The sequence below is a fragment of the Salinibacterium sp. AL4.1 genome, from assembly GCF_059767305.1.
The window spans coordinates 316779-339284 of record NZ_JBSOQK010000001.1; the positions used below are offsets into that span (position 1 = coordinate 316779).

Here is a 22506-nt window from a genome sequence, read left to right on the forward strand (position 1 = left end):
CGGGCAGGATTCCCGCGCTCACCGCTCCACAGCTCCGGACAGCAAGTGATACAGCACCGACATACGCACGGAGACGCCATTCGCCACTTGCTCAAGCACTGTTGATTGTGGCGAATCTGCGGCGGCAGCCGAGATTTCAAGGCCGCGGTTCATCGGCCCAGGGTGCATAACCATGCTACTGGCTGGCAGGGCAGACATTCGCTCGTCGTTGAGTCCCCACTGTCGCGAGTATTCGCGAGCATTGGGGAAGAATGCTGCGGCCATCCGCTCGGCCTGCACGCGCAGCATCATGATGACGTCGGGCCCCTGCGCGATGGCATGGTCAAGGTCATACGAGACCTCGACGGGCCAGCCGCTGAGGTTCACGGGAAGCAACGTAGCGGGGGCAACGAGAGTCACATGAGCGCCAAGCGTCGTCAGAAGCCAGACGTTGGAGCGGGCGACTCGCGAGTGAACGATGTCACCGACGATGGTGACGGTGACTCCCTCAAGCCCTTTGCCTCGAGCCGCTGTTCCGTGCAGGCGGCGACGAATGGTGAAAGCGTCGAGAAGAGCCTGGGTCGGATGCTCGTGCGTGCCGTCGCCGGCGTTCACGATTCCGGCGTCAATCCAACCGCTGTCTGCCAGCGTCTTCGGTGCTCCGGATGCCCAGTGTCGTACGACTACCGCGTCTGCGCCCATCGCGGCCAAAGTTTGCGCGGTGTCCTTAAGGTTTTCGCCCTTAGAAACGCTCGATCCTTTGGCAGCAAAGTTGATGACGTCGGCACTCAAGCGCTTGGCCGCAGCCTCAAAAGAAATGCGAGTGCGCGTGGAGTCTTCGAAGAAGAGATTGATGACGGTTTTGCCGCGCAGAGTGGGCAGTTTCTTTACTTCGCGCTCCGAGACGCTCGCCATGTCTTCGGCAACGTCGAGAATCGCGATCGCTTCGTCGCGAGTCAGTCCCTGGGTGGTGAGGAGATTTCTCATCCGATTGTCACCTCGTCGGTGCCGTCGATTTCCTCGAGGCGCACGTTGATGCGCTCTTCTGCCGAACTGGGAAGGTTTTTGCCAACGAAATCGGCCCGAATCGGAAACTCCCGGTGCCCGCGGTCGACAAGCACGGCGAGGCGCACGGCGCGAGGGCGACCGAGATCGCCGAGCGCATCCAGCGCAGCGCGAATAGTACGGCCCGAATACAACACGTCATCGACGAGCACGACGGTCTTGCCGTCAATGCCTCCGCTGGGGATGTCAGTGGGGCCGGTAGCGCGGGTGGGGTTCTGCGCGAGATCGTCGCGGTACATCGTGACGTCGAGTGCCCCTGCCGGGATCACGGCAGAATCAACCGAGTGGATGATCGCCGAGATGCGGGAGGCCAGCGTGACGCCGCGCGTCGGAATGCCGAGAATGACGAGATCGTCTGAACCGCGATTGGACTCTAGAATCTCGTGAGAAATACGAGTCAACGCTCGGGTGATATCAGCATGCTGCAGCACTGTGCGTACAGGCATTCTGACCTCCTTCCCCGCCTCTCTGGACGGAATTTAAAGGAAATCTGTTTCGATGACTCTAGCGCACCACGACGAGCAGTTCACACTTGCCCACGGAGAGTTACGAACCCCAGCGCTTGAGAAGGAAGCGTTCAAGCACTCCCACTGCTGTATCGGTGAGTTTTCCGAGAACACCCAACAGGATGATCGTGAGGAACAGTCGGTCAATGCGCCCGTTCTGCTGCGAATCGACAAGCAAGAAGCCGAGGCCGAGCGAAGCGCCCAACAGCTCCCCAGCCACGAGAAACAGCCACGCCTGTGCCAGTGCTAACCGCAGCGACGAGATCACAGCCGGCACAACGGCCGGCAACTGAACGAGCCCGAGCAGCGCGGGACCTGAGTAACCGTAGCTTCGGCCCAGTTCGACCAGATGGCCATCCACATGGCGAAGCGCCGACGCCACCGTCGTGTACACCGGGAAGAACGCGCCGATGGCGATCAGCGCAACCTTGGAATCTTCGTTGTAGCCCAGGTAGAGCCCGAGAAGCGGTACCCAAGCCAGAGAGGGCACCGCCCGCAGAGCACCCAACGTGGGAGCAAAGAACTCTGACACGCGAGCCGACAGCCCCACAACGGAAGCCAGCGCCAAGCCGACGACCGAACCAATCACGAATCCGAGGAGCACCCGCTGCGTAGAAATCGCAACGTGTTGGTAGAGCACACCACGTTCGTAGAGGTCCACACCGGCCGCCCACACACTGAGCGGTGTCGGCAGGCGGTAGCTGGCGACCGCACCGGAGGTGGCGATGAGCTGCCAGAGAACGATCAGCGCCAGCGGGAGCACCGCGCCCAGGAGAACCGGGCGGACCCAGCGTCGACGACGCGGTGTATTGGTTTCTACGGGTGCCGGAGCGGCCGCGACATCAGTGACGACGGGCCGCTCCAACAGGTTCAACGGGCTATTCAGCGACACGGCTCGGGTCCGCACTGTCGACATACGTCGTTTCGAACAGCGTCGCGAGAGCATCGTCGATCTGCGATTGCTCGGCAACCGCTCCCGAGTCAACGAAGATCGGACCGATCACGCCGAGAACGTCAAGCTGCTTCTGCCCGGGAGCAGGGTCGATAGCGAGGTTCGTTCGCTCCAGCAGAACCGAGTTAGCAATGGGGAGATCGATACCGGCGACATCTGCAAAGATCGCCGCAGCGTCATCCGGGTTCTCCGCAGCCCACTGACGCGCCTTCTCATACGCGTCAACGACTACTTGGGCCAGATCGGGAGACTTCTCCAAAAAGCTCTCCGTGGCGTTGAGGAAGCCATAGCTGTTGAAGTCGGGGTTGTCGTACACGATGCGCGACCCTGCATTCACGACGGATGCACTCATGAGCGGATCAAGGCCAGCCCACGCATCTACGGCGCCTGACTCCAATGCCGTCTTACCGTCAGCGTGCTGCAACTGAGTGATCGTGACTTCGTCAAGCCCGATGTCGAACTCGGCGAGCGTCTGGAGCAGGAAGAAGTACGGGTCAGTACCGGCATTCGCACCGATATTCTTGCCGCGAAGATCCTCAGCAGACTGGATGGGTGAGTCTGCGGCGACAACGATGGCAGACCAATTGGGCTGCGAGTACACGTCTACGGTCTTGATGGGCGAACCGTTGGCCCGCGCCAGCAACGCGGCAGAACCGGCTGTAGACCCGACATCCAGAGCACCCGCTCGCAAGGCGTCGTTTGCTGCGGCAGAACCGGATGACTGAAGCCACGTCACTTCAACGTCATCGCCGAGCGTCGATTCCAGCCACCCCTCTTCCTTAATGATCAAGCTGAGCGGGTTGTAGGTCGCAAAGTCGACCGCAAGGGTGTCGCTGCTCCAGCCACCCTCGTTATCCGTGGCTTCGGGAGCGAGGCCTGAGCCTTCGCCCGCCACGCAACCGGAGAGTCCGAGAGTGAGCGCTACAGCGCCCGCGGTGAGAAGTGATGAGAGAGAACGGCGAGACATAATTTCCTTCAGGGGTGTGGGGAGAACAGTGAAAACGGGCGACGGAGCTAGCTGCTACTCGTCACCGAGAGGTGGTGGGTGGCGACGCCGAGACCTTCAAGCAGCTCAGCTCGCAATTCAGCAAGGTCTGCGCTGCCCCGGTCACGGGGGCGATACCCCGGGACCGTGACGGTTGCGCGCACGCGAGAGACCGCATCTGCGGAAGCGGCGGGGCTCGAACCCAAGAGAATGACGCGGTCGGCAAGGTAGAGCGCCTCGTCGACATCGTGCGTGACGATCACAATGGTCGCGGGCTCTGCGGCATGGAGTTCCAGAAGCAGATCTTGCATCGCTAGCCGCGTCAGCGCATCCAAGGCCCCGAATGGCTCATCGAGTAGGAGTACCCCTGGCTGGCGCGCCAGAGCGCGCGCTAGAGAGACCCGCTGAGCCATGCCGCCCGAGATCTCTCGAGGCCGTAAGTGAGCAGACTCGGAGAGCTTGACCAACTCGAGAAGATGCGACACGCGCTCGCGGTCACTCGCTGTACGACGAGTACGCGGCAACCCGACCTCAACGTTGCGAGTGAGCGAGCGCCACGGAAGCAACCGAGGCTCCTGAAACGCGATCGCTGACCGCGCATCCAGCCCCGTAACAGGAGCGTCGCCGATGGTGATGGATCCCGCGGTTGGGGCGTCCAAACCCCCGATATGCCGCAATAGTGTCGACTTGCCGCAGCCAGAGGGACCAATGAGCGCGACGATCTCGCCCTGAGCAATCTCAAGCGAGACATCATTGAGCACCCGGCGCTCGCCGAAACTACGAGCGAGGCCGCGGATGCTGACCGAGAGGGCATCAGAAGCGATGCTGTCGCGGAGGGAAGAAGAACTCATCCCTGAACGCTAAGACCCGGCTCACACGATGGCTACCGAGGTCGTAACGTAGCGTCACGCAATCGCGTAACGCTACGTCACATAAGAATGGCTATTCGAAGCTGGCCGCGATGCGACCGAGCAATCCATTGATAAAGCCAGCTGAATCTTCGGTCGAATGAACCTTGGCCGATTCGACAGCTTCGGAAATGGCGACTCCGGCAGGAACCTCATCGTTGAACATGATCTCCCAGAGGCCGATGCGCAGCAACGCACGGTCGACTGCTGGCATCCGGTTCAACGGCCAGCCCTGTGAATACGTTTCAATGAGTTCATCGATTTCTTCGCCGTGCTCAGTGATGCCCACGACAATGTCTTGCGCATATGCCCACGCGGTGGCCCGAGCGGGTTCGCCCATCGCACGCGTCGATTCGGCAGCCAGAGCAGCATTGATGCTCTCGCCGCGAACGTCTGCGCCGTACATAACGTCAAGCGCGCGCTTACGCGCCTTGGTGCGAGCTCCCATTTAGTCGTTCACGCGACCGAGGTAGCCGCCATCGCGGGTGTCGACCTTGACCTTGGTGCCCTGTTCAACGAACAGCGGTACCTGAATCTGGTAGCCGGTTTCAACGGTTGCGGGCTTGCTGCCACCGGTCGACCGGTCGCCTTGCAGGCCAGGCTCGGTGTAGGTGATCTCCAGAACAACGGATGCCGGAAGCTCTACGTAGAGCGGCTCCATGTTGTGCAGGGCGATCGTCACGTTCTGGTTCTCCAGCATGAAGTTGGCGGCATCGCCCACGGCGGCTTCGCTCAACGTGATTTGGTCGTAGTCACTCGTGTTCATGAACACGAAGTTTTCGCCATCCTTGTACAGGTACTGAAAGTCGGAGCGGTCAACGACCTCAGTCTCAATCTTCGCGCCAGCGTTGAAGGTGCGGTCGACGATCTTGCCCGTGCGCACGTTCTTGACCTTGGTGCGAACGAAAGCGCCACCCTTGCCCGGCTTGACGTGCTGGAACTCGATAACGGACCACAGTCCACCGTCCATGTTGAGAACGACGCCGTTCTTGATGTCAGCGGTAGAGGCCATTCGTAAATCCGTTTCTGTTAACGAGCAAAAGCGCGATTGAGACACCGAAGTGAAAAAACCAACGTTCGAGTCTAACTGAGTCGTCGTGCAACCGCGTCGAGGCCCAGAATATAGGACTCAAAGCCGAAGCCAGCGATAACGCCGGTCGCCACACCCGAGATCACGCTCGTGTGGCGAAACTCTTCTCTGGTGTGTGGGTTCGTGATGTGGACTTCGATCAGCGGCAACCCGGCGCTGGAGACCTGGGCTGCGGCATCCCGGAGCGCGTAGGAATAGTGCGTAAAAGCAGCCGGGTTCATGATGACCGGCGCGCCCGCATCCACCGCTTCGTGCAGCCACGAAATCAGTTCGGTTTCGCTGTCTGTCTGGCGAAAATCGAGAGTGATTGCGGCCGCGTTGGGGAGCGTTTGCGCGTGGGCGTCAAGCTGAGCCTGAAGATCGACGAGCGTTCCGCCGCCGTACACATCGGGTTCTCTGCTGCCGAGCCGACCGAGGTTGGGCCCGTTGAGCACGAATACTGTAGTCACCGCTCCACTCTAGCGAGGCAGGCCCGCTAGACCCCGACTTCTTGGTACGCGGAGTACAACATTGCTTCGTCAGGACCATTGAGCATCGAGGTTCGCCCCACAGCATCGAGGACGACGAAGCGGATCATTCCAGCACGCGCCTTCTTGTCACGCTGCATGGTGGCGAGAAGCGTATTCCAGCGGCCGAGAGGGTAGTCGATGGGAAGACTCAGAGACTGCAGGATGCTGCGGTGGCGGTCAACGACATCGGAGCTCAGCGAGCCAGCGAGGTGCGCGAGTTCAGCGGCAAAGACCATTCCCACCGATACCGCAGCGCCGTGGCGCCAGCGGTAACGCTCGGCATGTTCGATGGCGTGGCCCAGCGTGTGGCCATAGTTGAGCGTCTCGCGCAGACCGGTCTCGGTGAAGTCTTCTCCAACGACGCGAGCCTTGAGGCCGATCGAGAGCTCGACAACACGACGGAACGATTCCGAATGAGGATCGGTGACAGCATCCACATCAGCCTCGATCAGATCGAGGATCTCGGGCTCGCCGATGAAACCGCACTTAACGATCTCGGCGAACCCCGCCAAGATCTCGTTGCGCGGGAGATCTTCGAGCACATCGAGATCGGCAACGACTGCGCTTGGCGCATAAAACGCACCCACGAGGTTCTTGCCCTCAGCAGTGTTGATTCCTGTCTTGCCACCGACGGCGGCGTCAACCATGCCTGCGACGCTCGTCGGGCACTGAATGAGCTTCACGCCCCGCAGCCAGGTCGCGGCGACGAAACCGGCCAGATCGGTCGCTGCTCCGCCTCCGAAACCGATGACGGCATCCGTGCGCGTGAAGTCGGTTTGGCCCATGATCTGCCAGCAAAACGCGGCCACTTCGACGCGCTTGGCGTCCTCGGCGTCCGGGATTTCGGCCAGAAGAACTTCGTACTTCTCCGAGAGCGACTCTCGCAGAGCATTCGCGCGCGCACCGAGCGTCGGCGGGTGAATGATAAGCACCTTTGCCACACGCGGGCCGAGCTGTTCCGAAAGCTGCGGCAATAGGCCACGCCCAATCAGAACGTCGTAGGGATTCACGCCGGCGACCGGGATGATCGTGGTTTCAGTCATTGCTGTTGGGTTCCCAACCAGTCGGCGATTTCGCGCGCGACTTTATCCATTGGCTTCAGTGAGGTGTCGATCGTGAGCGACGAAAGTTCGTCGTAAATCCGGCGTCGCGCTTCGACAAGCTTTTCCCACTCGTCCGCGTTCTTTGCGAGGGGACGCTTCGTACCGGCGATGCGCAGTCGAGCGGCTGCCTTGGACATCGTCAGTTGAACAACGCGATGCGAAGCAAGGTCGGCACGTGTCTCAAGGTTGAGCACTGCTCCCCCGCCTAGCGTGACGACCGCGGGTTCAAGCAAGGCATTCGCAACAGCTTCGCGTTCCCGTTCGCGAAAATACTCTTCTCCGAACTCAGCGAAAAGCTCCGGGATCGGGCCGTGCGAGGCTACGACGACCTTGTCGGTGTCGATGAGCGGAGCATCCAAGATCTTGGCAAGTTTTTTGCCGGCCTTGGTTTTACCTGAACCCGGTGCGCCAATGATCACCACGAGGGCGCCACTGTCATTCAGCACGGGACGCCTGGGTGGTGCTGAGCGAGTCGGGGATCGCCGCGATGTACGCGTCGAGGTTGCGCTTGGTCTCACCGAGAGAGTCGCCGCCGAACTTCTCAAGAACTGAGTTGGCGAGCGTCAGAGCGACCATGGCTTCAGCCACAACACCGGATGCGGGAACCGCGCACACGTCGGAGCGCTGGTGGTGAGCAACCGCCGCTTCTCCGGTCGCAACGTCGACCGTGCGAAGAGCACGTGGAACCGTGGAGATTGGCTTCATCGCCGCACGAACCCGCAGAACGGTACCGGTGGTCATGCCACCTTCGATGCCGCCAGCACGGTCACTCAGGCGTGAAATACCGTCGTCGCCCTGAACAAGTTCGTCGTGCGCCACAGAACCTCGGCGTGCGGCGGTCTCGAAGCCGTCACCGACCTCGACACCCTTGATTGCTTGAATGCCCATGAGAGCCGCCGAAAGCTGCGCATCGAGACGACGATCCCAGTGGGTGTACGAGCCCAGCCCGGGAGGAAGACCATAGGCAAGCACCTCAACGATGCCGCCAAGAGTGTCGCCATCTTCGTGAGCAAGGTCGACTTCAGCGACCATGCGCTTCGACGTTTCAGGGTCGAAACACCGCAGCGGATCAGCATCCAGCCTCCCAACGTCGTCGGGCGCGGGCAGGGCACTACTTTCGGGCGAGCGCACGGTGCCGATGGAGAGTGTGTGGCTCACCAGACGGATCCCAAGCCCCTCGAGAAACGCGCGGGCGACAGCACCGAGCGCGACTCGCGCAGCGGTCTCGCGCGCACTAGCGCGTTCGAGAACATTGCGGGACTCGGCGAAATCATATTTCTGCATGCCGACGAGATCCGCATGACCGGGACGGGGGCGCGTCAACGCAGCACCACGCCCCTTCGGCAGAGTCTCCGGATCAACCGGAACAGGGCTCATGACGTCGACCCAGCGCGGCCATTCGGTATTGCCGATGCGCAGAGCGACGGGGCTACCCATCGTAAGTCCGAAGCGAATTCCGCCGCTGAGAGTGAGCTCGTCCTGCTCGAACTTCATGCGGGCACCGCGGCCGTAGCCGAGAGTGCGACGCACCAAATCCGCCTGAATTTGTTCAGGAGAGATGGGAACGCCCGCAGGCATCCCCTCAAGAATTGCAACCAATTCGGGGCCGTGCGATTCCCCGGCCGTTAACCATCGAAGCATTCTTCAATCCTCCCACATCAGCGGAGTCGGCTTGTGCGCGTGACTACGAGTGCTCGTGGCCGTGAGGGGCTTCAATTGCAGCGCGCATGGCATCGATAGCATCCGCTTCTCGATCCAGCGGAACATCGGCTGTGCCCGCGGCAAAGATACGCACCTGAGCGATCGCTTGATTGATGAGCAGATCGTGGCCAGAGATCACGGTGCCGTCAACGTCAAACCAGGTCTGAGCAACAGCGCTCGGCCACGGGTCGTAGGCCACGTCAAACAACGCCGCGGTCGTGCGGATGCTCTCTGAAAAACTCAGATCCATCGCACCGCCGGGAACCGTCGTAATGATGATCGTGGGAGCTTCGGTTTCTTGCGAGGCCTCCGCCCACTGCCGCAACACCACCGTCGCCCCGAGAGATTCGCCCAGCTGCTGCAGCGGCGCAGCCTTCTGAGGGGTGCGCGCAAAAACTGTTACTGTCCTCGCGCCCATCCGAGTCGCGGCGACGAGAAGTGAGGCAGCGGTAGCACCCGCGCCGAGAATCCAAACGCTGTCGAGGTCGGAGAGGCCGGCGTCGAGAAAGCTGCGCATCGCTCCTTCAACATCCGTGTTGTAGCCCCGAAGGCCTGCATCGGTCACGACGACTGTATTGGCGCCGCCAACGAGCTCGACGAGCGGATCCGCCCAGTCGAGCAAGGGCACAACATCCCTTTTGAGCGGCATCGTGAGAGAAAGACCACGCCAGCGGCCGTCGAGCGCGGCCATAAAAGCGGGCAACGACTCCCCTGACAGCTCAACGGCATCGTATTCCCAGTCAAAACCGAGCGTGGCATACGCGGCACGGTGGATGACGGGGCTCAGCGAATGAGTGATGGGCGATCCCAACACAGCAAGCCGCGAACGCGCGGATAAGGTCTGGGCCTGTTCAGAACTGTCTAGCAATAGCTTCCATTTTCGTCACTCTCCGCACACCAGTCGCGCAGACGTTGAGCTGCAGCCTCGTGGTCGTCGACATTCGTTGTGAAGACGGTTTCGCCCGTGGCGAGGTTGATCGGCACGAAGAACAGCCAATCTCCCGCAGCGGGGTTGATAGCGGCATCGATCGCAAGTTCGCCGGGAAGGCCAATCGGTCCGACGGGGAGTCCAGGGTTTGCGTACGTGTTGTAGGGGTTGCTGGCGTCGGCGCGCTCGGCGTCCGTCGTCCATACCGTGTGCAGATTGCCTGTTCCATAGGCGACGGTCGCATCTGACTGCAGGAGCATGTCCTGATCGAGACGGTTGTAGAACACCCGCGAAATCTTGTAGAAGTCGTCGGTGTTAGGCCCCGCTTCACGTTGCACGAGCGCCGCCATCGTCAGGATGCGGTAGCGATCCTCAACCGCCACCCCGGCGGCATCCAACTTCTCGTACATCGTATCGACCATCAGATCAAGCACGGCATACGGATCTTGACTGCCGTCGAGTTCGTAGGTTGCCGGGAAGAGGTAACCTTCGAGGCTGATGGCTTCGGCGGGGAGGCCAAAATGCTCGAGATCTTCGGAAGCTGCTTGAACCTCAGCCAGCGGAATCCCTGTGGTCTCAGAGATGATCTCAAGCGCATTCGGCAGAGTGGTGCCCTCGGTAATCAGCAACCGGTCAGTCACCTTGTTCGCTGGATCGAGCAGCGCATCGAGTGCTGATTGTGCGCTCATCTCTTTCTGCAACGCGTAATTGCCAGGGAAGAACGCGGGATCACTCTCTTGTTCAAGCAAGAGGTCATAGAAGGCGTCGAACGACATCGTGACACCAGCAACGTTGAGACTGCGAGCGATATCGGAGCCGATGTCGCCGGAGTTAACCGTGACGATGACTTCTTCTCCAGTGCCCGAGCCCTCGAAGTCGTTGGCGAGCTCCCAGCCCATGATTTCGCGGATCTTGTCTTCGTAGTTGATCCAGCCATACACCGCAACGCCCGCGCCCAGAAGGGCGATGATGAGCAGTGGCAAGCCAATAATCAGGCCGAGTCGGCGTCTTTTTCGAGGAGAGTCCTGTCGACCGCCGTCGCCGACGGATGCCGGTGGCGCAGCAGCGTGATCGCCGCCGCCTGCAGACGCCGTGCCCGCCGTGAGCTCTTCGAAAGTGACGAGTGCTTCAGCTTCGCGCGCGGCTTGCGTTACCGCCGGCACCTGTGACGCCTGGTTCTGCTGAGCCTCGCGGGCTTCTTGAGCAGCACGGGCTTCCCGCCGCGTCATCGGCTGGTCACCACGGGGAGCTGCGGGCGTCGCGCCCGCATTCGTCGCAGCGCCCGGAGCCGCCGGTTCTGGATTCGCCGCGGCGGCGGATTCTTCAGGTGAACCCCCAGTGCCATGGGCGGCAGCATCGCGAGCCGATTTCGGCGCACCCGCGCCGGGTTGATCGCTGAAGATGTCGTCCCAGCTCGGTTCATCGGCCATGATTTACGATCCTTGCGTCGGTTCTACGAGCTCGCCCGGCGGTCGGTCCGTCGAACGCTCGAGGTCGAGGGCATGTTGCAAAATTATAACGGCGGCAACCTGATCGACGACCGACCGTGAATTCTTTGTCGTGCGACCGGATGCGCGCAGCGCTGTCTGTGCCGACATCGTGGTCATCCGCTCGTCTACCAGACGCACAGGCAACTCAGTCCGGTCCGCCAACTGTTGGGCAAACGCCCGCGCATCCCCCGTGGATGCGGTGTCGCGCCCAGAGAGAGCGATGGGAAGGCCCACCACGATCTCCACAGCGTCGGACTCCACCGCACACTTAAGCACACGCTTCACGCTCGCCTTGGCACGCTGCACTGTTTCTACCGGCGTCGCCAGCATCCCATGAGGGTCGCTTCGAGCAACTCCCACTCGCACCTTGCCGACGTCAACGCCGATCCGGGTACCGGAACGCATCTACTACGCCGAAAGTGTCGACAGGATAAGGGCGAGAGCATCCGGGATAGCGGCGGTGTTGGCGCCACCACCCTGCGCGATGTCCGGCTTGCCGCCACCGCCACCGCCCAGCACGCCAGCCGCCGCCTTAGCCAAAGCACCGGCAGCGAAGCCATGAGCGCGCGAAGCATCGTTTGTAGCCACGATCACGGCAGGCTTTTCGCCGACGGTTGCCGCTAGCGCCACAACCACCGCTTCAGAGCCAAGTCGCTCGCGAACAGACTGAACGAGGCCGCGCAGGTCGTCCGTCGAGGGCAGTTCACCCACATTCTCGACGACAGCTTTCACGGGCCCTGCCACCTGAGCCGCTTCAACGAGAGCAGGAACCCGTTGTGAAAGCTGGCCGGCTTCGAGCTGCGCGATCTTTCGTTCAGCAGCCTTGAGGTTGGCCAGAAGTTCGGAAATGCGGTCGGGCAATTGTTCGCGCGGCGTCTTCAAATTGGTGGTGAGCTCGTTCACGATGGCGCGCTCGGTTGCAAAGTTGCGGAACGCATTCATGCCCACGAGAGATTCGATACGACGGTTGGCGGAGCCGACCGATGATTCACCGACGAGCGAGATGAGGCCGATCTCCGACGAGCGCGAAACGTGGGTACCCGCGCAGAGCTCGAGCGACCAGGGGCCACCGATTTCTACAACGCGCACCGTGTCGCCGTACTTCTCACCGAACAGCGCCATAGCGCCGAGGTCCTTGGCATCGTCCAAAGCCATGATGCGCGTCGATACCTCGAGGTTGTCACGCACTGCAGTGTTTGCAACTTCTTCGATCTCGGTTTTGGTCTCAGCCGACAACGCCTGCGACCACGAGAAGTCGAGACGCATGTAGCCAGCCTTGTTGTACGAACCAGACTGATGAGCGTCCTTACCCAAAATCTGACGCAGCGCTGCATGGATGACGTGGGTCGCCGAATGCGCTTGAGTAGCGCCGCGACGCCAGTCAGCATCCACGAGCGCACTCGCCGGGTCGCCGACTCCAACCTCGCCGGAAGTGACGGTCACCTTGTGGCTGATGAGTCCCTTCACAGGTCGCTGAACGTCAAGGACCTCAAGGTGGAAGCTAGCGCCGACGATCGCGCCCGCATCGGCTTCCTGACCGCCGGACTCAGCGTAGAGCGAGGTCTCGGCCAAGATCACTTCTGCTGTTTGACCGGTGGTGGCGCGGTTTACTGACACACCATCAACGATGATGCCGATGACGCTGGTCTCGGTCTCGAGATTCTCGTACCCGGTGAACGTGGTCTCGCCGAGCGCACGGAATGCGCTGTACACGGAAAGGTCGGCGAGGTGCTGCTTTTTCGAACTCGCGTCGGCCTTCGCGCGGTCGCGCTGCTGCTTCATGAGGGTGTCGAACGCCTCGCGGTCGACGCTGAGGCCAGCCTCTGCCGCCATCTCCAGGGTGAGGTCGATCGGGAATCCGAAAGTGTCGTGCAAGAGGAAAGCGGTGTCGCTGGGAAGTTCAGCGAGCCCTGACTGCTTGGTGTGTTCTACAGCAGTGTCGAGAATGGTGGTTCCGCTGGCGAGTGTGCGCAGGAAGATGTCTTCTTCGGCGAGCACGATTCGCGAAATACGGTCGTAGTCTGTCTCGACTTCGGGATACGCGGCCTTCATCGCGTCCCGCGATTCGGGGAAAAGTTCCGCGAAAGTTGCGCCTTCGACACCCAGCAAGCGCATTGCGCGCACGGTGCGGCGGAGCAGGCGTCGCAGCACATAGCCGCGGCCTTCGTTGCTGGGGGTTACGCCATCCGAAATGAGCATGAGGCTCGAACGCACGTGATCAGCGACAACACGCAGGCGAACGTCAGCCTCGTGATCGGCACCGTAGGTGCGACCGGAGAGCTCGGCAGCCTTATCGAGGACTGGGCGAACCTGGTCAATCTCGTACATGTTCTCGACGCCCTGCTTCAAGAACGCAACGCGCTCAAGCCCCATGCCGGTGTCGATGTTCTGCTTGGGCAGCTCGCCCAGAATAGGGAACTGCTTGCCTTTGCCTTCGCCACGCAAGTACTGCATGAACACGAGGTTCCAAATTTCGACGTAGCGGTCGTCATCGGTGGCAGGGCCACCGTCTGCACCATAGGCAGGGCCTCGGTCGAAGAAAATCTCAGACGAAGGACCGGCGGGGCCCGGCTGCCCCGTTGACCAATAGTTGGTATCCATTCCTAGACGCTGGATGCGCTCGTCGGGCAACCCTGCAGTCTCTTTCCAGTACGCCACAGCATCGTCATCGTCTTCGTACACGGTGACCCAGAGATCTTCGGGACGGAAAGCAAGCCCGCCTTTGTCTTCAGCGCTGGTGAGGAACTCCCACGCGAACTGAATAGCTTCCTTCTTGAAGTAGTCGCCGAAGGAGAAGTTGCCGTTCATTTGGAAAAACGTGCCGTGCCGTGGCGTTTTGCCGACCTCTTCGATGTCCAAGGTGCGAATGCACTTCTGAACGCTTGTTGCGCGATCGTACGGTGCGGGCACAAGCCCGGTCAGGTACGGGACGAAGGGAACCATGCCAGCCACAGTAAAGAGCAACGTCGGGTCGTCACTGACGAGCGATGCCGACGGCACGATGGTGTGGCCGCGCTCACCAAAATAGGTCAGCCAACGTTTCTGAATTTCTGCGGTTTGCATGGGATCCCCGGGGAATTAAATACTGCGGCCCAAGGGCCCTGATGGTGGTGCTAGGAACGCTTCGTGAACTCGGAAACGGCTTCTTCAACATCCGCTACGGCGTCGCGAAGCTCTGCTTCACGCTCACGGTAGCCATCAACGACGGCACTGGTGAACTCGCGAGCCTTGGAGTCAACATCTGAGAAGAACTGCTTGCCCTCTGGAGTCTTGGCTACTTGATGTGCTGCCACGAACCCGACGGCAATTCCTGCGACGAAAAGGACTGCGCCTTTCATATTTCTCCTTCAGATTGGGGATACACGAACCGTATTAGTTTAGGTGGTCGAGCGGGCTCAGCGGCGGCTCTTAGGGCGAAGACCCAGAACGGCAGCACGAACGCCGGCGCTGAAGCCTGCAATCTTGATCAGCGGGCCACCAACGGTGGCTGCGCCGAGAGCTACCAGAGCTGAGATATTGCCCGTCGTTTCTTCCACGTTGCGCGTAATGGCGTCGACCCGAGCGATCTGACGATTCGTTTCTGAGATCGTCGTTGTCGCTTCAGTCAGCATCGGGTCAAGATTGTCGCTCACGCCGCGAATGGCTGTGCTCGTCTCATCGAACACTTTGCCCAACTTCAGCAGTGGAACAGCCAGCAAGCCGACCAAAATTGCGAACACTCCGGCCGCGATGAGCCCTGCGATATCTCCGCCAGTCATGGCTACTCCGATCACTCTGAAGAAATGTACATGTACACGCTATTCGACATTGGCATCGAACGGCGCCGGAAAACGAGAAAGGGCCGGAGCAAATGCCCCGGCCCTTTCTTTCGCTAGTTAGCGTGCTGCGTAGTATTCAACAACGAGCTGAACTTCACAGGTCACAGGAACCTCGGCGCGCTTCGGGCGACGTACGAGACGTGCCTGCAGCTTGTCGATTTCTACCTCGAGGTAGCCGGGAGTCTTGGGAAGAACATCAACGTGTCCGCCTGCTGCGGCGACCTGGAAGATTTCCATGCCTTCGCTGCGAGCCTTGACGTGCATGAGCTGCCCGGGCTTGACGCGGAACGACGGACGGTCAACGAGCTGGCCGTCAACCAAGATGTGGCGGTGAACGATCATCTGGCGAGCCTGAGCAGTCGTACGAGCGATCGCCGAACGAACGAGCAGTGCGTCGAGACGCATTTCAAGCTGCTCAACCAGGTTCTCACCGGTGAGGCCAGCAGTCTTGCGAGCTTCCTCGAACTGAATCTTCAGCTGAGCTTCGCGGATGCCGTACTGGGCACGTAGGCGCTGCTTCTCGCGAAGACGAACAGCGTAGTCGCTGTCCTGCTTGCGCTTGGTGCGGCCATGCTCACCGGGAGCGTAAGGGCGCTTTTCGAGGTACTTAGCTGCCTTCGGCGTGAGGGCGATGCCCAGTGCACGCGAAAGGCGAGTCTTGCTACGGGTACGTGACTTAGTAGACACAGGATCCTTTTCGATTGATTCAAGTAAGAACAATCTGGTGATCACTCGCACGCGAACGCGCGTGCACAACACACCAGACGAAAGAAGAGGGATGACCCTAGGGAACCTGGTCGGCTACAGACCTGTGTTCCGCGATATTCGATTTCATTGCAGCCGCGCGCCGAAACCGTATCGTTGGGACGCATAACTCTACCACGCCGAGCCCCGTCGAGCGACGAATCGCCACGCCCGAACCGCACTACGCCTCACTGGCTCACTCGCCGCGAATAATCTCGCGCAATTTGGCTAAACGCGCCGACACTTCACGCTCGTTGCCGTTGTTCGTCGGCGTGTAATACTCAGTGCCTTTCAGCACGTCGGGAAGATACTGCTGTTTCACCACACCAAACTCGGAATCGTGGGAATAGCGATAGCCCTTTCCATGCCCGAGACGTTTCGCCCCGGGATAGTGCGCGTCGCGGAGCGGCTTCGGTACTCGACCGATCTTCCCGGCGCGCACATCGGCGATCGCGGCATCCAAAGCGGAGTAAGCAGCATTCGACTTCGGCGCTGTCGCTAGATAGACCACAGCTTCGGCTAGCGGAATGCGGCCCTCGGGCATGCCGATGAGCTGCACGGCGTCGGCGGCAGCGACAGCGATGACGAGCGCTTGCGGGTCGGCAACGCCCACATCTTCAGCTGCGCTGATGATCACACGCCGCGCGATAAAGCGAGGATCCTCCCCCGCTTCAATCATGCGAGCCAAATAGTGCAGGGCTGCGTCAACGTCTGAACCGCGCACTGACTTGATAAACGCGCTAATCACGTCGTAATGCTCATCGCCTTGCCTGTCGTAGCGCAATAGAGCTCTGTCGACGGCGTTAGCGACATGTTCAGCCGTCACCACGGCGGGTGAGGCAGCATCGTCATCGTTAGCAGCCGAGACTGCGGATGCTTCGAGCGCAGTCAAGACCCGGCGCGCGTCGCCCGACGACAGCCGGATAAGCAGTGCGCGCGCCTCGGGCTCGAGCACGACGGCGTCATTGAGCCCGCGGGGGTCGCTGACCGCACGGTCGACGAGTTCGCCGAGATCGTTGTCGTCGAGCTGGTTGAGCGTAAGGAGTAACGAGCGCGACAATAAGGGAGAAATCACGGAGAACGACGGGTTCTCGGTCGTGGCTGCAATAAGAATGACCCAGCCGTTCTCGACACCGGGAAGCAACGCATCCTGTTGCGCCTTAGTGAAACGGTGAATCTCGTCAAGGAACAACACCGTCGAAACGCCATAGAGGTCGCGAGCGGTCAACGCCTCCTCCATGATCTGGCGAACATCCTTGACTCCGGCGGTTACAGCAGAGAGCTCGACGAACTTGCGTTGCGAACCGCGAGCGATGGCCTTTGCGATGGTGGTCTTGCCCGTGCCAGGCGGGCCCCAGAGAATGATGGATGCCGAACCGTGGCTTCCCTCGGCATCCGAAGCCAAGCGCATGAGCGGTGACCCGCGCTGCAGCAAATGCTTTTGACCAACTATCTCGTCAATAGTGAGCGGCCGCATGCGCACTGCGAGAGGTGTTGCTCCGCTGTGCAGAGTTGCGGAACCGTCCATAAAGCAATCGTAATCGGCTGTACCGACCATCCGCACAGCACGCCCTCATTACGCCCGCTCGTCGTGGCGTTTGGTCGAGGTTCCCACCAGACCGTAAGGTTCATTGTGGCGTTCCTACGACAGCGGCGAAATCCGCGATTCTTCAAGGAGTAATGGTGGCATCCAGCAAGAAGCATTCACGCGAGCAACGAGAGGCTCGGGAACGACTGCGCCAGTACACGGCTCGTGCTTCGGTTCACGAAAGCACCATCGCACGGCGCAAGCGCGACAACGTGCTGGCTGTCGGCGTGGGTCTCGTCATCATCGCTCTCGTCGCGACCGCTCAGGTCTTCTACTTCTCATCGGGCCCGGGCATGCCAGAGCCGGCCCCGTCGTTCACCCCCGAAGCCGAGGCGGTCGAACCAGGCAATGTTGGCGACGTTCCCGATCTCGCACTCGCCGAAGCGCGCACGTGGACCGGCGAACTGACGTTGAACGATGTCGTTCTCGGTATCGAACTCGATGGAGCCGCCGCGCCACAGGCCGTATCATCCCTCATCGATTCCGCTGCCTCTGGCTACTACGAAGGCACCACCTGCCACCGCATGGTCGACACCGAAACTGCCGGGCTCATCCAGTGCGGTTCTCTCGATGGCTCTGGCGCTAGCGACCCGAACTACGCCTACGGCCCCATCGAGAACGCAGGAGTCGGCGGGTTCTACCCTGCTGGCACCATCGCCATCGCTCGCACCGGAGACGCCGCGTTCTCCAACGGGCGCCAGTTCTTCATCGTCTACAACGATGCGATCATTCCTGATGACACCGCCGGCGGTTACAGCATCGTCGGTCAGGTCACCTCAGGGCTCGACGCTCTCCAGACAGAGATCGTCGCTGGCGGCATTGTGGATGATGCCCAAGACGGAGCACCGGTGACTGCCACAAGCATCACGGGCTTCACGATCCAGTAACAGCGTCAGCGACCGATAGCGTGGTTGTCCTAAGCTTGGGTAACCCGGCAGCGACTTCCGGCACAAGCAGCAAGGTGAAGTAATTGGCTACACAAGAGCAGAACGAGTGGGGACACGTCGACGAGACGGGTACCGTTTTCGTCCGAGAGGCCACTGGCGATCGCGCCGTCGGTCAATACCCAGACGGAACTCCCGAAGAGGCCCTGGCCTACTTCACCCGCAAGTACCACGAACTGGCCGGTCAGGTGACCCTGCTCGAGCAGCGGGTCAAGAACGGCGCTCCGGCGTCTGACGTCGCTAAGGCCATCAAGGTGCTCAAGGAGTCCATCAGTACAGCCAACGCCGTCGGCGACCTGGCTGCTCTTCACACTCGCGTCGAAGCCCTCGGTGGTTCCGTCTCGAAGCTGACCGAGAAGCAGAGCGAAGAAGCGAAGGCCGCGCTCGCTGAAGCGATCACCGTGCGCACCGCTCTCGTCGTCGAAGCCGAAACGCTTGCCGCCGCTGATCCCGCCAAGGCTCAGTGGAAGCAAGTTACCGCTCAGATGGATGACATCTTTGCGCGCTGGAAGGCACATCAGACAGATGGCCCCCGCCTGCCCAAGAACGAGGCCAACGAGCTGTGGAAGCGATTCCGTGCCGCTCGCAGCACTATCGACACTCACCGTCGCGCATTCTTTGCCGAGCTCGACTCTGCACACAAAAAGGCCCGTGCCGACAAGCAAGCGCTTGTTGATCAGGCCGAAGCACTCGTCGCTCAGGGCGCCGACGGCATTCCGACCTATCGCCGCTTGCTCGACCAGTGGAAGGCCGCAGGCCGCGCAGGCAAGAAGTTCGACGACGCCCTGTGGGCCAAGTTCAAGCAGGCCGGAGACGTTCTCTACTCGGCTAAGTCTGAGATTGATGCTCAAGACAACGTCGAGTTCACTGCTAACTGGGAACTGAAGAAGGCGCTTCTTGAGGAAGCCGAACCGCTCCTCACCGCTACGGACCGGGCTCAGACCAAGAAGGCGTTGTTCTCCATCCAGAAGCGTTGGGATGAAATCGGCAAGGTTCCTCGCGACAAGATCAAGGTTGCCGAAGAGCGGCTGCGCAAGGTTGAGACGGCTGTTCGTAAGCTCGATGAGGACCACTGGAACAAGAGCAACCCCGAACGCCAAGAGCGCTCCGAGGGTTTCCTGGGCCAGCTCAACGAAGCAATCCAGAAGCTTGAAGCTGAACTGGCAGAAGCTCAGGCCACGAAGGATGCGAAGAAGATCGCAGCCGCACAGGATGCTCTCGATGCCCGCAAGGCATGGCTGGGCGCCCTCAAGTAACCATCTGTCCACAGGGTTCTGGTTCTCCACCGAACCAGACTCTGTGCGTCTGAACAGACGTTATTGCACGCACTATTGAGGCATGACACCTCGACTGCCTCCCGTACTCAGCGCGCACGACTTACCTCTGGCAGAGTTGCAATGCGCAGCTCTCGATGGCGAGCTTTACGCGCTCGATAGCTGCTTTTGCCCAATAGACGAGTTCGACACCATTCACTTGCGTGCGCGTGCTCTGGCCGTCGTTCTCGATCCCCGAATCATCGCAGAACGCATGACCGCAGCATGGGTGTGGGCGGCCACGCTCAATCCCCCGGTGCGTTATGAACTGTGCGTGGCCATTGGCGCTCGTACACGCCCACATAGTGCCCTCAACGCTGTCCTGCGTGAAGTGGTTATCAGCGCGGATGACATCGACACAGTATCTGGCGTCAGCGTGACCTCACGATTGCGGACGGTGGTCGATCTCGCTCGCTTCAGCGAACCCTTCGGCCCGCGTGAAAAGGCTGCAGTCTCAACCCTGATGGGAGACGGCGGGTTCGGATACGAGGAGTGCGCAACCGTTCTTAACGCACGCCGAAATCTGCCCCAAAAACGTGTTGCACTCGAGCGACTAGCGGCACTAGATAAAGCAACGACAGCGGCGTGACACCTGTCTAGCCGCTATTGACGCGATAGACGTCGTAGACGGCATCCACGCGACGTACCGCGTTGAGTACACGGTCAAGGTGCGTCGTGTCCCCCATCTCAAACACGAACTTGCTGATCGCAAGCCGAGCCGTCGATGTGTTCACCGTCGCTGACAGGATGTTGACGTGCGTTTCGCTCAGCACCTTGGTGATGTCAGAGAGCAAACCAGCACGATCAAGCGCCTCAACTTGGATCTGAACCAAGAAGAGACTCTTGGATGTTGGCGCCCATTCGACGTCGATCATGCGCTCTGGTTCGTCCAAGAGCGACTGCACGTTCTTACAGTCGTCACGGTGCACCGAGACGCCCGCACCGCGAGTGATGAAGCCGACAACGCCGTCGCCGGGAACCGGAGTGCAGCAGCGCGCGAGCTTAACCAAAATGTCGGGCGCGCCACGGACGAGAATGCCAGAGTCGGAGTGCTTGTAAGGGCGCAGCTTGCCCGCCGCGGGGAAGGAAAGCTCCCCGTCATCTTCCTCGGTACTGCTGCTCAGCGAGCCGACCAGCTTTTCGATTACCGACTGCGTTGAAATGTGTCCTTCGCCGACTGCGGCGTACAGCGCCGAGACGTCTTCGTACCGCATCGTCGCAGCGAGCTCAGCGAACGACTCTTGGCTCATGAGTTTCTGCAGCGGCATGTTTTGCTTGCGCATCGCGCGAGCAATCGCGTCCTTGCCCTGCTCAATAGCTTCGTCGCGACGTTCCTTGGTGAACCACGCTCGAATCTTGTTGCGGGCTCGGGTGCTTTTGACGAACCCTAGCCAGTCCTGGCTGGGCGCAGCATCCGGACTCTTCGAAGTGAACACTTCGACGGAATCACCACTCGTGAGGGCAGTCTCCAGCGGCACGAGCCGACCGTTGACCTTAGCGCCCATGGTGCGATGACCAATTTCGGTGTGCACGGCATACGCGAAGTCGACGGGAGTTGCGCCTGCTGGTAGCCCAATAACCTTGCCCTGCGGCGTGAAGACGTACACCTCTTTTGCGCCGATCTCGAACCGCAGAGATTCGAGGAATTCGCTCGGGTCAGAGGTCTCCGCTTGCCAGTCGGTAATGTGCGCGAGCCACGCCATGTCGTTGTCAGCAGGGCCGGACTCGACCGCCTTACCCGCCGCGCGGTCCTTGTACTTCCAGTGCGCCGCCACACCGAACTCAGCGCGGTGGTGCATTTCATTCGTGCGAATCTGGATCTCCACGGCACGGCCCTGCGGACCAATAACGGTGGTGTGAAGAGACTGATAGAGATTGAACTTCGGTGTCGCAATGTAATCCTTGAAGCGACCAGGGATCGGATTCCAACGCGCGTGAATGGAGCCAAGTACGGCATAGCAATCGCGCACAGAATTGACCAGAACCCGAATTCCTACGAGGTCATAGATCTCATCGAACTCACGACCGCGCACGATCATCTTTTGGTAGATCGAGTAGTACTGCTTCGGACGCCCCGCGACCGCACCCTTGATACGCGAGGTGCGGAGGTCGTCCTTCACAGAGGCGATCACTTGCTTGACGAACTCGTCGCGCTGTGGAGTCCGTTTGGTAACGAGACTCTCAATCTCGACGTAGATTTTCGGATGTAGCACTGCGAAAGAAAGATCTTCGAGTTCAAGCTTGATCGCTTGGATACCGAGGCGGTGCGCGAGCGGCGCGTAAATCTCTAGAGTCTCTTGCGCCTTGCGTGACGCGGACTCACGTGGAACGAAGCCCCAGGTTCGCGCGTTGTGGAGGCGGTCGGCAAGCTTGATGACCAGCACGCGGATGTCCTTTGACATCGCGACGATCATCTTTCGTACGGTTTCGGCTTGGGCGCTGTCGCCGTACTTGACCTTGTCGAGTTTCGTCACGCCATCGACGAGCATTGCGATCTCGTCGCCGAACTCGAGACGGAGCTCATCGAGCGAGTAGGCCGTGTCTTCTACGGTGTCGTGCAGAAGCGCTGCCGCGATCGTTTTCTCACCGATTCCGAGTTCCGCGAGAATCTGCGCAACCGCGATCGGATGGGTGATGTAGGGCTCGCCACTCTTGCGTTTCTGACCATCGTGCGCCCGAAAAGCTGCCGCGTAGGCGCGCTCGATAAGCGCGAGGTTCGCCTTCGGATGGCTCGTCTTTACCGTGCGCAGGAGCTTCTCGACGGAACCTGCCGGCTGAGCTCGAGAGAACAGCCGCGGAAGTAGCGCACGAAAAGAAGCTGATGACTGTTGCGCTTCGCTCATCCCTCTACCCCCTAGTTTGATTCTAGGTTGTGTTGGGGAC

Annotated in this window: 23 protein-coding genes; 3 read left to right on the top strand and 20 right to left on the bottom strand. The window is 60.5% G+C overall.

Annotation, left to right across the window (positions count from 1 at the left end; genetic code table 11):
• Positions 1 to 18 precede the first annotated feature (18 nt).
• The 19 genes from ACWTV3_RS01585 to ACWTV3_RS01675 all read right to left on the bottom strand — a co-directional run bounded on the left by ACWTV3_RS01585 (position 19) and on the right by ACWTV3_RS01675 (position 17306).
• Entirely contained in the window at positions 19 to 966 is a 948-nt protein-coding gene (locus ACWTV3_RS01585; RefSeq protein WP_498476541.1) for an aspartate carbamoyltransferase catalytic subunit, read from the bottom strand.
• Positions 963 to 1490 carry a bifunctional pyr operon transcriptional regulator/uracil phosphoribosyltransferase PyrR gene (gene pyrR, locus ACWTV3_RS01590; protein ID WP_498476542.1) on the bottom strand — a complete coding sequence of 176 codons (528 nt, stop codon included), beginning with the start codon at positions 1488 to 1490 and terminating at the stop codon, positions 963 to 965. The genes ACWTV3_RS01585 and pyrR overlap by 4 nt, the downstream gene beginning before the upstream one ends.
• Positions 1491 to 1590: 100 nt before the next feature.
• Positions 1591 to 2442: an ABC transporter permease gene (locus ACWTV3_RS01595; RefSeq protein ID WP_498476543.1), complete on the bottom strand. Its 852-nt coding sequence runs from the start codon at positions 2440 to 2442 to the stop codon at positions 1591 to 1593.
• Positions 2429 to 3469, bottom strand: a complete 1041-nt coding sequence (locus ACWTV3_RS01600) for an aliphatic sulfonate ABC transporter substrate-binding protein (protein WP_100388929.1) — start codon at positions 3467 to 3469, stop codon at positions 2429 to 2431. The genes ACWTV3_RS01595 and ACWTV3_RS01600 overlap by 14 nt, the downstream gene beginning before the upstream one ends.
• Positions 3470 to 3516: 47 nt before the next feature.
• On the bottom strand, positions 3517 to 4338 hold the full coding sequence (locus ACWTV3_RS01605) for an ABC transporter ATP-binding protein (RefSeq protein ID WP_498476544.1): 822 nt from the start codon (positions 4336 to 4338) through the stop codon (positions 3517 to 3519).
• Positions 4339 to 4429: 91 nt separating this feature from the next.
• Positions 4430 to 4843, bottom strand: coding sequence for a transcription antitermination factor NusB (gene nusB / locus ACWTV3_RS01610; protein ID WP_100388927.1), 414 nt, complete (start codon positions 4841 to 4843; stop codon positions 4430 to 4432).
• Entirely contained in the window at positions 4844 to 5407 is a 564-nt protein-coding gene (efp, locus tag ACWTV3_RS01615) for an elongation factor P (protein ID WP_129071473.1), read from the bottom strand.
• A gap of 71 nt (positions 5408 to 5478) precedes the next feature.
• Positions 5479 to 5934, bottom strand: a complete 456-nt coding sequence (locus ACWTV3_RS01620; protein ID WP_498476545.1) for a type II 3-dehydroquinate dehydratase — start codon at positions 5932 to 5934, stop codon at positions 5479 to 5481.
• Between the two features lie 26 nt (positions 5935 to 5960).
• Complete coding sequence (gene aroB, locus ACWTV3_RS01625; protein WP_498476546.1) at positions 5961 to 7037, bottom strand: 3-dehydroquinate synthase; 1077 nt, start codon at positions 7035 to 7037, stop codon at positions 5961 to 5963.
• On the bottom strand, positions 7034 to 7543 hold the full coding sequence (locus tag ACWTV3_RS01630; RefSeq protein WP_498476547.1) for a shikimate kinase: 510 nt from the start codon (positions 7541 to 7543) through the stop codon (positions 7034 to 7036). The genes aroB and ACWTV3_RS01630 overlap by 4 nt, the downstream gene beginning before the upstream one ends.
• On the bottom strand, positions 7533 to 8738 hold the full coding sequence (gene aroC, locus ACWTV3_RS01635) for a chorismate synthase (protein ID WP_498476548.1): 1206 nt from the start codon (positions 8736 to 8738) through the stop codon (positions 7533 to 7535). Before aroC ends, ACWTV3_RS01630 begins: the two co-directional genes overlap by 11 nt.
• 43 nt (positions 8739 to 8781) lie before the next feature.
• A complete protein-coding gene (locus tag ACWTV3_RS01640; protein ID WP_498476549.1) occupies positions 8782 to 9666 on the bottom strand; it encodes a shikimate dehydrogenase in 885 nt (294 codons plus the stop codon).
• Entirely contained in the window at positions 9660 to 11156 is a 1497-nt protein-coding gene (gene mltG, locus ACWTV3_RS01645) for an endolytic transglycosylase MltG (RefSeq protein ID WP_498476550.1), read from the bottom strand. The genes ACWTV3_RS01640 and mltG overlap by 7 nt, the downstream gene beginning before the upstream one ends.
• A gap of 3 nt (positions 11157 to 11159) precedes the next feature.
• Positions 11160 to 11621: a Holliday junction resolvase RuvX gene (gene ruvX / locus ACWTV3_RS01650; protein WP_498476551.1), complete on the bottom strand. Its 462-nt coding sequence runs from the start codon at positions 11619 to 11621 to the stop codon at positions 11160 to 11162.
• A gap of 3 nt (positions 11622 to 11624) precedes the next feature.
• Positions 11625 to 14279 carry an alanine--tRNA ligase gene (alaS, locus tag ACWTV3_RS01655; RefSeq protein WP_498476552.1) on the bottom strand — a complete coding sequence of 885 codons (2655 nt, stop codon included), beginning with the start codon at positions 14277 to 14279 and terminating at the stop codon, positions 11625 to 11627.
• Positions 14280 to 14329: 50 nt separating this feature from the next.
• Positions 14330 to 14554 (bottom strand): hypothetical protein, encoded by a 225-nt coding sequence (locus ACWTV3_RS01660; protein ID WP_100388917.1) that lies wholly within the window; start codon positions 14552 to 14554, stop codon positions 14330 to 14332.
• A gap of 57 nt (positions 14555 to 14611) precedes the next feature.
• On the bottom strand, positions 14612 to 14974 hold the full coding sequence (locus ACWTV3_RS01665) for a DUF948 domain-containing protein (protein WP_100388916.1): 363 nt from the start codon (positions 14972 to 14974) through the stop codon (positions 14612 to 14614).
• A gap of 117 nt (positions 14975 to 15091) precedes the next feature.
• Positions 15092 to 15721, bottom strand: a complete 630-nt coding sequence (gene rpsD / locus ACWTV3_RS01670) for a 30S ribosomal protein S4 (protein ID WP_010202678.1) — start codon at positions 15719 to 15721, stop codon at positions 15092 to 15094.
• Positions 15722 to 15974: 253 nt separating this feature from the next.
• On the bottom strand, positions 15975 to 17306 hold the full coding sequence (locus ACWTV3_RS01675; RefSeq protein WP_498476553.1) for a replication-associated recombination protein A: 1332 nt from the start codon (positions 17304 to 17306) through the stop codon (positions 15975 to 15977).
• Positions 17307 to 17458: 152 nt separating this feature from the next.
• Between ACWTV3_RS01675 and ACWTV3_RS01680 the strand changes: the two genes are divergently transcribed.
• The 3 genes from ACWTV3_RS01680 (at position 17459) to ACWTV3_RS01690 (ending at position 20212) form a co-directional block, all read left to right on the top strand.
• Positions 17459 to 18253 (top strand): peptidylprolyl isomerase, encoded by a 795-nt coding sequence (locus ACWTV3_RS01680; RefSeq protein ID WP_498476554.1) that lies wholly within the window; start codon positions 17459 to 17461, stop codon positions 18251 to 18253.
• Positions 18254 to 18336: 83 nt separating this feature from the next.
• The gene (locus tag ACWTV3_RS01685) at positions 18337 to 19566 is read left to right on the top strand and encodes a DUF349 domain-containing protein (protein WP_498476555.1); all 1230 of its coding nucleotides are present in this window, start codon (positions 18337 to 18339) and stop codon (positions 19564 to 19566) included.
• An 82-nt stretch (positions 19567 to 19648) separates the two neighbouring features.
• On the top strand, positions 19649 to 20212 hold the full coding sequence (locus ACWTV3_RS01690; protein WP_498476556.1) for a type IV toxin-antitoxin system AbiEi family antitoxin: 564 nt from the start codon (positions 19649 to 19651) through the stop codon (positions 20210 to 20212).
• A 7-nt stretch (positions 20213 to 20219) separates the two neighbouring features.
• Here ACWTV3_RS01690 and ACWTV3_RS01695 read toward each other — a convergent pair whose 3' ends face one another.
• Positions 20220 to 22466 carry a RelA/SpoT family protein gene (locus ACWTV3_RS01695; protein WP_498476557.1) on the bottom strand — a complete coding sequence of 749 codons (2247 nt, stop codon included), beginning with the start codon at positions 22464 to 22466 and terminating at the stop codon, positions 20220 to 20222.
• Positions 22467 to 22506: the final 40 nt, after the last annotated feature.

What these genes read in the sequence shown, in the direction of transcription:
- nusB (WP_100388927.1), bottom strand. Translation starts at nt 4,843, where the DNA reads ATGGGAGCTCGCACCAAGGCGCGTAAGCGCGCGCTTGACGTTATGTAC.
- ACWTV3_RS01680 (WP_498476554.1), top strand. Translation starts at nt 17,459, where the DNA reads ATGGTGGCATCCAGCAAGAAGCATTCACGCGAGCAACGAGAGGCTCGG.
- ACWTV3_RS01600 (WP_100388929.1), bottom strand. Translation starts at nt 3,469, where the DNA reads ATGTCTCGCCGTTCTCTCTCATCACTTCTCACCGCGGGCGCTGTAGCG.
- aroB (WP_498476546.1), bottom strand. Translation starts at nt 7,037, where the DNA reads ATGACTGAAACCACGATCATCCCGGTCGCCGGCGTGAATCCCTACGAC.
- ACWTV3_RS01660 (WP_100388917.1), bottom strand. Translation starts at nt 14,554, where the DNA reads ATGAAAGGCGCAGTCCTTTTCGTCGCAGGAATTGCCGTCGGGTTCGTG.
- ACWTV3_RS01690 (WP_498476556.1), top strand. Translation starts at nt 19,649, where the DNA reads ATGACACCTCGACTGCCTCCCGTACTCAGCGCGCACGACTTACCTCTG.
- ACWTV3_RS01675 (WP_498476553.1), bottom strand. Translation starts at nt 17,306, where the DNA reads ATGGACGGTTCCGCAACTCTGCACAGCGGAGCAACACCTCTCGCAGTG.
- efp (WP_129071473.1), bottom strand. Translation starts at nt 5,407, where the DNA reads ATGGCCTCTACCGCTGACATCAAGAACGGCGTCGTTCTCAACATGGAC.
- mltG (WP_498476550.1), bottom strand. Translation starts at nt 11,156, where the DNA reads ATGGCCGATGAACCGAGCTGGGACGACATCTTCAGCGATCAACCCGGC.
- alaS (WP_498476552.1), bottom strand. Translation starts at nt 14,279, where the DNA reads ATGCAAACCGCAGAAATTCAGAAACGTTGGCTGACCTATTTTGGTGAG.
- ACWTV3_RS01695 (WP_498476557.1), bottom strand. Translation starts at nt 22,466, where the DNA reads ATGAGCGAAGCGCAACAGTCATCAGCTTCTTTTCGTGCGCTACTTCCG.
- pyrR (WP_498476542.1), bottom strand. Translation starts at nt 1,490, where the DNA reads ATGCCTGTACGCACAGTGCTGCAGCATGCTGATATCACCCGAGCGTTG.
- aroC (WP_498476548.1), bottom strand. Translation starts at nt 8,738, where the DNA reads ATGCTTCGATGGTTAACGGCCGGGGAATCGCACGGCCCCGAATTGGTT.
- ruvX (WP_498476551.1), bottom strand. Translation starts at nt 11,621, where the DNA reads ATGCGTTCCGGTACCCGGATCGGCGTTGACGTCGGCAAGGTGCGAGTG.
- ACWTV3_RS01605 (WP_498476544.1), bottom strand. Translation starts at nt 4,338, where the DNA reads ATGAGTTCTTCTTCCCTCCGCGACAGCATCGCTTCTGATGCCCTCTCG.
- ACWTV3_RS01665 (WP_100388916.1), bottom strand. Translation starts at nt 14,974, where the DNA reads ATGACTGGCGGAGATATCGCAGGGCTCATCGCGGCCGGAGTGTTCGCA.
- ACWTV3_RS01585 (WP_498476541.1), bottom strand. Translation starts at nt 966, where the DNA reads ATGAGAAATCTCCTCACCACCCAGGGACTGACTCGCGACGAAGCGATC.